The organism is Streptomyces sp. NPDC107559, assembly GCF_055657365.1.
Window position 1 is genome coordinate 54,110 of the sequence record NZ_JBVKBD010000011.1, and the last position, 10,766, is coordinate 64,875.

At 71.4% G+C, this 10,766-nt stretch carries 8 protein-coding genes; 5 read left to right on the plus strand and 3 right to left on the minus strand.

The annotated features are described in order from the left end of the window. Window positions 1-137 precede the first annotated feature (137 nt). On the plus strand, window positions 138-551 hold the full coding sequence (locus tag ACZ7OY_RS28835; protein WP_471914064.1) for an aggregation-promoting factor C-terminal-like domain-containing protein: 414 nt from the start codon (window positions 138-140) through the stop codon (window positions 549-551). Window positions 552-670: 119 nt separating this feature from the next. Here ACZ7OY_RS28835 and ACZ7OY_RS28840 read toward each other — a convergent pair whose 3' ends face one another. Next, window positions 671-2,251 (minus strand): alpha-L-arabinofuranosidase B, encoded by a 1,581-nt coding sequence (locus tag ACZ7OY_RS28840; RefSeq protein WP_471914080.1) that lies wholly within the window; start codon window positions 2,249-2,251, stop codon window positions 671-673. Between the two features lie 215 nt (window positions 2,252-2,466). After that, window positions 2,467-5,970 (minus strand): phosphodiester glycosidase family protein, encoded by a 3,504-nt coding sequence (locus ACZ7OY_RS28845; protein WP_471914081.1) that lies wholly within the window; start codon window positions 5,968-5,970, stop codon window positions 2,467-2,469. Window positions 5,971-6,609: 639 nt separating this feature from the next. Between ACZ7OY_RS28845 and ACZ7OY_RS28850 the strand changes: the two genes are divergently transcribed. The 4 genes from ACZ7OY_RS28850 to ACZ7OY_RS28865 all read left to right on the plus strand — a co-directional run bounded on the left by ACZ7OY_RS28850 (window position 6,610) and on the right by ACZ7OY_RS28865 (window position 9,867). Continuing rightward, the gene (locus tag ACZ7OY_RS28850; protein WP_471914082.1) at window positions 6,610-7,602 is read left to right on the plus strand and encodes an ArsR/SmtB family transcription factor; all 993 of its coding nucleotides are present in this window, start codon (window positions 6,610-6,612) and stop codon (window positions 7,600-7,602) included. Between the two features lie 278 nt (window positions 7,603-7,880). After that, window positions 7,881-8,168, plus strand: coding sequence for an FAD-dependent oxidoreductase (locus tag ACZ7OY_RS28855; protein ID WP_471914083.1), 288 nt, complete (start codon window positions 7,881-7,883; stop codon window positions 8,166-8,168). Beyond that, on the plus strand, window positions 8,165-9,493 hold the full coding sequence (locus tag ACZ7OY_RS28860; protein ID WP_471914084.1) for an MFS transporter: 1,329 nt from the start codon (window positions 8,165-8,167) through the stop codon (window positions 9,491-9,493). Before ACZ7OY_RS28855 ends, ACZ7OY_RS28860 begins: the two co-directional genes overlap by 4 nt. Window positions 9,494-9,627: 134 nt before the next feature. Next, window positions 9,628-9,867 (plus strand): AMP-binding protein, encoded by a 240-nt coding sequence (locus ACZ7OY_RS28865; RefSeq protein WP_471914085.1) that lies wholly within the window; start codon window positions 9,628-9,630, stop codon window positions 9,865-9,867. A 198-nt stretch (window positions 9,868-10,065) separates the two neighbouring features. Here ACZ7OY_RS28865 and ACZ7OY_RS28870 read toward each other — a convergent pair. Next, window positions 10,066-10,766, minus strand: a 701-nt coding sequence (locus ACZ7OY_RS28870; RefSeq protein WP_471914086.1) for a chitinase, incomplete at its 5' end; no start/stop codon positions are given.

Genomic DNA, 10,766 nt, shown 5'->3' on the forward strand with positions numbered 1-10,766 from the left:
CGAGGCTGGTTGTCTTGAGGACGTCGCCAGGCACCACGACCCCCCAGGGGTCACGGTGCCAACGCATGCCAGGACCCACGCACCACCCGGATCCGGCGAGCGAGCGACCTCCTTGTCCCCGAAGAAAGCGAGCCTCCGTGTCCCTCGCCGTCATCCGCCGCATCGCCAGCCCGAAGAAGGCCCTCTCCGTCGTCGCCATCGCCGGCGCCGCCGCGGGCATGGCCCTGACCGCGGCCCCGGCCCAGGCAGCGACCACCTCGGCCTCCTCCGCACAGGCGATCGCGCACCGGATGATCCCGGACGCGGCCCAGTACAACGCCTTCAACCAGATCGTCACCCACGAGAGCGGCTGGAACCACACCGCCACCAACTCCTCCTCCGGCGCCTACGGCCTCGTCCAGGCCCTGCCCGGCTCGAAGATGGCCTCCGCCGGTGCCGACTGGAAGACCAACCCCGCCACCCAGATCAAGTGGGGCCTGGACTACATGAACTCCCGCTACGGCAGCCCCGCCCAGGCCTGGGACTTCTGGCAGACCCACCACTGGTACTAAACCAACCAGTACCGGGCGAACCCACCGCCCACCACGGACATCACATGACAGAGCCGCTGCCTCGGGTGAGGCAGCGGCTCTGTCGTGTCCTTCGCCTCAAGGCACCCGGACAGAAGGGCCTAGGGAGCCCAGGGCTGGCCGACGGCCCAGCTCACGTCGTCCGCCCAGGAGGTGGCGCTGTCCCAGGCGTTCGAGCCGCCGTTGCTCGCTATGTAGACGTTGAGGTTGTAGTGCCGGATGAACCGGGTCGGGTAGTTGTACGACGCGAGGGAGCTGCCCGTACCGCTCTTGCCGGTCGTCGGACAGAACGTCGCGTCGGCTCTGAACTGTGCGGTGCCGTCCATGGGCTGGCGATAGAGCCGGAAGTTGGAGTGCCGCAGGAAGTCCCCGGGGTAGTTGCGCGACTCGAAGGAGACACAGGAGCTGTTGGCCAGGCCGCGGCGGACGATCCAGGTCGCGTCGCTCTTGTCGAGGGCCGAACTGCCGGCGGTGACCGGGGAGACGACTGCCGCGTTGTTCTGGTGGCGGATGTAGTCGGTCGTGCAGCACGAGGTGGTGGCGCGCAGCGAGATCTCCGAACCCGGGGTCAGCGAGCCGGTGCTGCCGGTCGCTCCGCCGTAGCCGACGGAGACGATGTTGGCCTGCACGGAGTCGTCCGCGGCGTCCGTCGGGATGCCGGACGTCATGACCCCTTCGAAGAAGGATCCGATGGAGCCGTTGCTGTTGTCGCCGCCGGTGCCGAGGACGATCGCGCCCTCCTGGTGCATGGGCGAGTATCCGCCGGCGGTGGGCTCCGCGCCGGAATATGTCGTGGTCAGGCCGCCGGATTGCGCATTGCCGTATTTCAGCGCGAAATGGTTCTGGCCGTTGTTCTTCAGTAACGCGGTCACGAACGGCAGCGGCCCCGTTCCGGTATTGGACGTGTTCTTGCTGTAGCCGGAGTCGGACTGGAACAGGCCGTTCTCCAGGTCTGCCTGCACCCAGGGACCCTGGCCGTAGCAGGGCGAGAACCAGCACTCGGTGCCGAAGTTGATCGCGTCCATGTGACCGTTGCCGGTGTCCTTGTTGTTCGTCTCGGCGTTGCCGTAGTCGAAGCAGCAACTGCCGTTCACGTGGGTTCCGGAGGTCACCATGTACATCCCCTCGGCCTGGCCGTTGACGGCGACGCCCGAGGTGGAGTTGTCCCGGTAGCCCATGCCGGCCGAGATCTCCAGGCCGTAGACCTGGTGTCCGCCGACGGTCACCGGCAGCGCGTCCGCGGGCGCGCCGACATCGGCGGCTCCGGCCCCGCCAGCCCCTTCGACGGTGAGATCGTTGTGGCGCGACGACTGGTCGTAGATCTGGGTGATGATGCAGGTCGTGCCGGAACAGAAGGAGTCCTGGGCCGCCGCGTCGGCATAGCCGCCGGCGGCCAGCAGGCCGATGTTGGCGGTGGCGCCGTCCGAGGCCCGCTGCACCTGGTAGAGCGAGCCGTTGTACGAGGAGTAGAGCGCTCTGACGAGACTGTGCGCGGCGACGCACGGGGTGCCCGCGACGGCGTAGATGTCGCAGGGCAGCGAGCTCGCGGCCTGGGCCTGGGGCAGACCGACAGCGAGCGCGAGGACGGTGACGAGCGCGGACAGGGCCGCCAGGGTCGCGGTTCTCAGCCTTGATAACACGGTTGACCTCTTCGTCTTCTGGTAGGGCGATGCGGGTGCCATGCGTTCGGTATATCGGACGTCGTTCGATCGAAATGCCGAACCTGTTTCACCGGTCGAAATGCCGAACAATTGCAGAAGACCGTGCGGAACGGAAATCGCAATGGCGAACTGTCAATGCAGAGGCGATTGTTGGGCCGAACCCATGGGCCGTCAAGACTCACGGAACCGAACGGTGGCCGGTCTTCGACGGAGGCAGTGTGCCCGTCGGCGGACGGTCAGCGCCGGCGCACGGTGATCGTGTGCTCCGCGGTGACGCCGTTCACGGTGACCCGCAGCACCGCGGTGCCGGCCCGGCGCGCGACGAGCGTGCCGGTGGCAGGGTCGTAGGTGACGACCGGTGCGCCGTGGCCGCGGTCGCCGCCCGGCACGTCGACGCGGGTCCCGGTCCAGTCGGCGCCGACCGGCCAGGCCACCGGGACGGTTCGGGTGGTGTCCTGCGTGAGCGTGGCCGATGCCGTGGCCCGGTCGCCGGTCTCCAGGGTGTCCGGTGCGTCGAGGGTCACCGAGTCGACGCGCGCGTGGACCTCCGCCCGCAGCCACCTCTCGGAGTCGTCGGACGGCACGTGGAACGCGTCGCCGACGCGGCCTTCCGCCGGGTCGATGCCCAGCATCGTCCAGCCGGTGAAGCCCCCGCCGTCGGGCGTGCCGGCGGGGTTCTTGCCGGAGTTGCCGTTGACCAGGTAGGGGATGCCGTCGACCGAGGCCGCGGAGAAGACGCCGGCGTGGGCACCGACGAACCCGGCCGACTTGTGGCTGTGGGCGCGGAAGCCGGCGAGCCACTGCTCGACCAGGGCTGCCTCCTTGCGGTCACCGAGCTGGCTGGCCTTGTCCGGCAGCGGGTCCTCGGTGGGATGGTGCTCGAACACCACGACACCGCTCACGGACGGGTCGGCGGCCGCCGCCGCAAGCTGGTCGTGCAGCAGCTGGAGCTGGGTGAAGCCGCCGCCGCGCAGGGTGCCGCTGGAGGAGTCGAGGGTGATGAAGCGGGTTCCCTCGGCGTCGAAGACCGATGTGGTGTCCCCGAACTCCGCGCTGAAGTTCACCGTCGTCCCGGGGCCCATGACCTCGTGATTGCCGGGTACGTAGTGCCAGGGCACGCTGTGCCCGGTGCGGGCGTCGAACTCGTCGAGCAGCTCGCGGGCGAGCGTGAAGTCCGCGGGCGAGCCCTCGTCGACGAAGTCGCCGTCGACGACCAGCAGGTCCGGTTCGGCGTCCGCGATCTCCGCGAGGGTGCGGCGGGCGGCCTGGACCTGCGGGCTGTCCGGGTCACGGGCGACGAACTGGGCGTCGGACATGACGGCGACGCGCAGGGGCCGGTCGTCGACGGTGCCGTCGGTGACCAGGACGGGGTCGGTGACCTTCGGCGGAACGGGCAGCTGCACATCGGGCGCGATCTTGACCCGCAGGTCGCTGACGGTGACGGCGCCGGTGTAGGAGCGGGCGGCGCTGGTCTCCAGCAGCCGTACCCGCTGGAAGGTGAGCGGGTAGACGGTGCCCGTGGGCACGGGGAACTCGGCCTTGCGCCAGCCGGTCCAGGTGATCAGCGGGCCGTCGAGATTGGCGGTGACGCCGGAGCCGGTGCGGTACTGCAACCGCGGCCACTCGCCGTTGCCGTCACCGTTGATCCACAGGGTGACGGCCTGGGGCTGGCCGGGCAGCGGGATCGGCTGCGGGGGCACGGCGTACTGGCCGCGCGTGGCCGTCGACTTGGTGAAGTCGTACGTCAGGGTGAGACCGGGGGCGCCGTCGTGACCGGGGGCCGGGGCGACCGAGCCGCCGGGGGCCCGGTCGTGCGCCGAGGTCCAGGACGCGGCGTCGGACAGATCCGCGAACGTGGTCTCGGCCAGGCCGACGGTGACCGCCACGTCCGCGGTCATCCTGCCCACCCTCAGGTGCAGCGTGGCGGAGGCGCCGTCGGCCAGACCCCGCACGGTGAAGGTGGCGTCGCTCGCGGGGCGCACCGACACCACGCCCGCGCCGCCGGTGACCTCGACGTCGGACGCGTCGAGGGGCGCGGAGTCACCGAGGGCGTCGTAGCCCCGCACGGTCAGGCGAGCTTCGCCGCCGACACCGTTCAGCGCCAGCAGCGTGCTGTTCGGGGCGATCCGCACGGCGGGCGCGAGCACGGTCAGGGCCGCCGTGCCCGTGGCCCGGGGACCGGACGACACCACGACGCGCGCACTGCCGGAGCGCCTGCCGGTGACAAGGGCGGTGCCCTCCTCGCGGGCGTCGACCGCCACCCGGCCGTCCGCGCTGCGCCACCGAACCCGGCCGACGGGCAGGGGCGCGTACGTCTCGTCGTGGGCGAGGGCACGTACGGTGCGGTGCAGTCCCGGGAAGACCCGGTCCGAGCCGGCGGCCGACAGGGCGGGCAGCACGCGCAGGCCGTGCACGGTGCCCGAGCCGGGGGCCGCGAACAGCCCGAGTCCGTTGGCGACCGGCCGCTCCGAACCGTCGGAGGGGCTGTTGACCAGGCCGGTCACGCTCTCACCCGGCAGCCGGGCGGCCATCGTGGCCGAGCCGCCGCCGTCCATGTTCAGGGCGTCGACGGCACCCAGGCCCTTCATGAAGGTGCCGAGTTCGTTGAGGTCCATGCCACGGCTGTCGGTCTGCTTGCCGTCGATCGCCACCAGGTACATGGTGCGGCCGTCGGCGGAGAAGCCCACGCCGGTCCGGGAGGTGGCGGTGACGGTGTCGCCTTCGGTGAAGTGCTGCACCACGCCGTCGGAGACGAGGACCTGGCCGCCGCCGACGGCGACCGCCACCTCGCCGAAGTCGGCGCGCGGGCGGTAGGCGACCTCGACGGTCTCTCCCGGCACGAGCGCGGCGAGCGCGTCGGCTCCGGCTTCCCGGCCGATCAGCACACTGGCGCCCGCGGGGATCGGATCGGCGCCGACGGCCGTCCGTACGTCGGTGACCCTGCCGTCGCGCAGCCACACCTCGGCGACCCGGCCGGCGCCGTTCACGGGCTTGGTGCGCGGGGACGGGCCCCACTGGTCGGTGAACAGACCGATGCCGCCGGCCGCCAGAGCCGGCGAGTTGACACCGGACAGCCTCAGGTTCCGGGTGCCGTCGACCGTGACCTGGCCCTCCAGGAACACCTGGGCCAGTCTGCCGATTCCGTCCGTGCCGATGGCGACCGTCTGATTGCGGCCCGCGGTGGGCGAGTTGACGAGGCCGCCCGTGCGGGAGACGGCCGCGCCCAGAGGTGCCTCGGTGTCGTTGATGTCGAAGTAGTCGCCGTTGACCGCGGCGACGGCGCCGGTGCGCGCGGCCTGCTCGGTGACCCGGGACTTGCCCGTGACCGTGCCGGAGGAGATGTAGTCCACGCTCAGCCGGTCCTCGGCGAGGTCCGCGACCAGCACCTGCCCCCGGACCCACCCGGCGGTCCCGAACCGGTCGAAGCGGGTGAGGCTCAGACCGGGTGCGACCGGCGTCTGCCGCTCGTCGGTGACGATGGACTGCCCGGGGACGCTGGGGATCAGCCCGTGCGCCGGGCGGCCCGCTCCCGGAGCGCCGCGGGAGGCCGCGTCGTAGGACGCCGTGTCGCTGGACGCCGTGTCGTAGGACGCCGCAACCGGTCTTTCGGGGGTGAGCGCCTGAGCGGTCGTCACCGTTGCGGCAGTCGTGCCGAATGCCGTGGCGAGCACGAGGACGACGGCACCGCGCCGCGCCGCGGCACACGACCACCGGAGGGCGGAGTCAAGTGGCAGCGGCACCGGCAGGCCTCTTTCCGTCGGCGTGCGGAAGATTTTGTGGTCCGTACTCAGTGCACGCGCCCCGGGTGTTGAAGCGCCCAGAGGTGCGTGACGGTCGGTGGTGCAAAGGGTGAACATCGGTGCGTACGACCGCCGCGGGAAGTGCGCTCGACGGCGGCCGCGGACGGGAGCGTCCCGACAGCGGCCGTACGGCCGGCCCGCATGTTATCGGCGTGCCGCCTTGAACGGTTCTCGTCAATGCGTACGTACCGGGCCGGAATCCCGAAAGCGGCGCGCTTCCCGCCTCGGTCAAATAGCATCTGACTTGGGTTCTTTCCCTGCTCATTACGAATTGCGGTTCGCGGGTTGGGGATGGCGACCTGAAAAGGCCGCCCGGGGCCGGGGGGCGGCCCCGGCTCGCCCGGCCGACCTGCAGGGATTCGGCCAACTGTCACCGGTGGCCCGAGGCCGGCGTTGTTTGAGCCGGTCTGGAAATGCGCACTTCGGCGGGGTATCCCGCCGGTTGAAATCGCGCCACGCGGGACCCGCGACTCACGGGACGGGGTTTTATGGTTCCCATGTGTCACTCCGTCACCGACCGGAGGGTCACCAACGGGGATGGGGGAGACAGTGATCCGCTTCTCGGCGACCGTGGACGACATGACCAGGGTGAGATTCTCGCTCTCTCCGCTGGGCGAGACGGTCTACAGCATTCGGATGCTGGCCTCGGCGGAACGCAGAAAGCGGCATCAGCCGTGGGCCGACGACGTGCGCGCGAAGCTCAGGACCGTCGATCTGCTGTCGCTACGCGCGTTGATCCCGCCCACCGGTTACATCCCGGACTTCCTCACCCCGCCGCCGGACGGCTCCGGGCCGCGCAGGATCACCGAAGAGCTGGAGATGGTGCGCTCGACCCCGAGCGAGCACTTCGTGGCCGAGGTGTCCTGGATGGCCGCCGACCCCGGCACACCCGCGGCCTGGCGGCGGGAGGCGGCGCCCCTGCACCGCCAGATGCTGGCTCAGCCGGAACCGGCCGTCGCCCGGATCGCCGAGCAGCTCCACACGTACTGGCGCCTGACGCTGGAACCGCACTGGCGGCGGCTCCAGGGCTGCCTCCAGTCCGACATCCGCTCCCGCATGCAGGTGATCGAGAATTCCGGGGCGGCCCCCGTCTTCTCCTCGCTGCACCCCCGGATCGCCTGGCGGGACCAGGAGCTCACCGTGCGCAGCGCCTACGACTACCAGGAGGATCTGGGCGGCCGGGGCATCGTGCTCGTACCGAGCGTGTTCTGCGGTCCGGAGGTGCTCACCATGACACCGCCCCGGCAGTCGATGATCGTCTATCCCCGGCCGGGCGTCGAGGAGTTGTGGCACCGCGGGGCCTCGGACCAGCCGAGCCCGCTGGCCGCGCTGCTCGGCGGCGTCCGCTCCGCGGTGCTCGAAGCCCTGCTGGTGCCCGCCTCCACCGGCGACCTCGCCGCGGCGATCGACGTCACCCCCGGCGCCATCAGCCAGCACGTCGCCGTGCTGCGCGAGTGCGACCTGGTGATGAGCCGGCGCGAGGGCCGGCGCGTCATCCACTCGCTCACCGAGACGGGCGAGACCCTCGTACGGAGTGCCGTGCCGGTCGGCGACCGTCGCCTCTCGGCCTGAGCAGGGCTCGCGGAACCGGCCGGCCGTACCGCCCGGGGGCGGGCGTGCGAGGTCGGTTTTAGCGGGGGCTAAAAGCGTTGGGGCGTCGCGGCATGTGTGTTTGGCTCACGGTGCGACGTCGACCGAGACGCACTCGGGCCCCCGGCCGCCCTCAGGACAGGAGACGGACGGCCAGGGCCCGGCCGCCGGACCTCCGGCTGCCGTGAGCCCGCCTCTCCCACGGCTTCCACGCGTTCGACCATGTCACCCTCCCGGACCGACCCGAAGGGAACTTCCTGGTGCCCGCAACCATGTCCGAGGACAACCGCCTTCACGACGTCGTCGTGGTCGGAAACGGCTCGCTCGGTCTGTCCCTCGGCCTCACCCTGGCCCGCCGCGACCTGCGGGTGGCCGTACTCGGCCGCCCGCACCGGCCCGGGGCCACGTCCTCGGCCGCGGGGGCGATGCTCGGCACGTTCGGCGCGCCCCCGCCGCACACCACGCTGCTGGCCCTGCTCCCCCGGATCGCCTCCGGCACCGCCACAGTGAGCCCGCGCCCCGGCGGGCTCGTCCAAGGAGCCACATGAACAAGCAGAGCCTGGCCCCTCCGGCCGGACCGGCACGTACGCTCGCCCTGGCCCAGCTGATCAGCAGGACCGGTGACGGCGCGTACTACGTGACGGCGGCCCTCTTCTTCACCCAGGTCGTCGGCCTGTCCGCGGCCCAGCTGGGCCTCGGGCTGACCATCGCCTGGACGGTGGCCCTGACACTGAGCGTGCCGCTGGGGCATGTCACCGACCGGCGCGGGGCGCGGGGGGCGGCGGTGTTCTTCTTCCTGTGCGCCTCGCTGGCCGTCGGCTCGTACCTGCTCGTGCGCTCCTTCCCGCTGTTCGTGCTCGCCGCGTGCCTGTACGCGGTGGGGCAGCGCGCCGGCTCCGCGGCCCAGCAGGCGCTGCTCGCCGGGGTGGTGCCCAAGGAGAACCTGACCAAGGTCCGCGCCGTCCTGCAGGCCGGCTACAACGCCGGGCTCTCGCTGGGGGCCGCGCTCGGCGGCGTGGTGCTGCTGTTCGACACGCGCGGGGCCTATCTCGCGGCGTTCGCGCTCAACTCGGTGGCGTTCGCCGTGGGGGCCGCGGTGCTCCGGCAGGTGCCGCCGGTCGCTCCCACCCCGGCGCCCGCGGCGGGCGAACGGACGAAATCGGTGTTCCGGGACCGGCCCTACGTCGCCGTCAGCCTGCTCAACCTGGTCCTCGTGCTGCACATACCGCTGATCGACGTGGCGCTGCCGCTGTGGATCGTCGGACACACCGAGGCCCCGAAGTGGGTGCTGTCGGTGATGTTCGTGCTCAACACGCTCACCGTCGTGGTCCTCCAGGTGCGGGTGGCGCGCGGCGTGACCGACCTGTCGAGCGCGGCCCGGTGCGTGGTGCGCGGCGCGCTGCTGCTCGGCGCGGGCTGTGTCGTCTTCGCCTTCTCCGGCAGCGGCGGCTCCGCCTGGTCGGCGGTGCTGCTGCTGGTCGCGGCCGCGGGGGTGCAGACGGTGGGCGAGATGCTGTCGATGGCCGGCAGCTGGGAGATCAGCTTCGGGCTCGCCCCGGACGGCAGGCACGGCCAGTACCAGGCGTTCTTCGGGTCCGGGCTGACGGTGGCCGAGATCGTGGGCCCGCTCGTGCTGACCGGGCTGCTCGTCTACTGGGGCGCGCCCGGCTGGATCCTGCTCGGCGCCCTCTTCGTCGCGGCGGGCCTGGGCATGGTGCCGGCCGTGCGCTGGGGCGAGCGCACGCTGGCCCGCCGGGGGGCATCGGCACCGGAGGCCGCCGACACGGCCGACACCGCGCACGCCGCGGACCCGACCGACACCGACGCCGACGGGGCTGCCGACGCCGACGACCGCCAGCTGACCAGCGGCTGAGGGGGAGGAACGCATGGGCTCGGACGTGGACACGACCGCGGGAGCGGGCGGCGGCAGCCGCACGGTGGAACAGCCGTCATGGCGCCTGATGGAAAGCGAATCTGATGGCGGACTTAATCGGCATCCTGACAAGGATGTCCCGTAAACGTCCCGACGAGTCGGCGATCTCCCACAACGGACGCGAACCGAGCTACGCGCAGCTGCTGCTCCAGGTCCGTGCGACAGCGACGCGGCTCGGCCCGTGGCCCGGGGCCGTGGCCGTGCTGACCGACCGGTCGCCGGCGACCGTCGTCGCCATGCTGGGTGTGCTCGCCGCCGGTGGCACCTACTGCCCCGTCGATCCGGCCTTCCCCGGCCCGCAGCGGGGTCGGTGACCTCGCCACCGGACGGCCGGTGCCACGGAACGCGTACACACCGCCGTCCGGCAGATCCGCGAGCTCACCGGCCTCGTCGACCGTTCGCTGTGCGCTGTGCGCTGCACGTGAGGAGTGGCACGGCCCGGCGCCGCTCCCGGAGGCGGCCGTGGGAGGCCTGTCCGGGTGCGGCGCCGGGCCGTGGTGGCGTCGGGCCGTTCAGCAGGAGAGGTTGGCTCCGGGGGTGACACCGAGGATCGAGGTGAAGCGCTGGTAGGCGTCCACCCGGCTCTGCACCTGCGCGGGGTTGCGGCCGTCGCACTCCAGCGAGCCGTTGATGCTGCGGATGGTCTGCCCGAAGCCCGCGCTGTTGACCATCGCGTTGTGCGGGGTCATGGTGCCGGGGCCGGACTGGGTGTTCCAGTACCAGAGGCCGGTCTTCCAGGCGACCGCCGAGTCGGTCTGGACGAGGTTGGGGTTGCCGAGCAGGTCGATGCCGAGCGCGTCGCCCGCGGCCTTGTAGTTGAAGTTCCAGCTGAGCTGGATCGGACCGCGTCCGTAGTAGGCCGACTGGCCGGCCGGGCAGCCGTAGGGCTGGCTCCAGTCGCAGTAGTGCGAGTAGTTGGCGGTGTTCTGCTCCACCACGTAGACCAGGCCGCCGGTCTCGTGGTTGACGTTGGCGAGGAACGCGGCGGCTTCCTGCTTCCTGACCGTGTCGCTGCCGGTGTTGGCGAAGGCGGGGAAGGAACTCAGGGCGGCCTTGAGGCCGTTGTAGGTGTAGAAGGAGTTCCTGTTCGGGAACATCTGGTTGAACTGCGCCTCGCTCACGACGAATCCGTCGGAGGGGTTCGTCGAGCCGCCGCCGTCGCAGGTGTAGGGGTCCCAGAACCAGGTGCTGATCGTGGGGTCGTAGCCCGGGT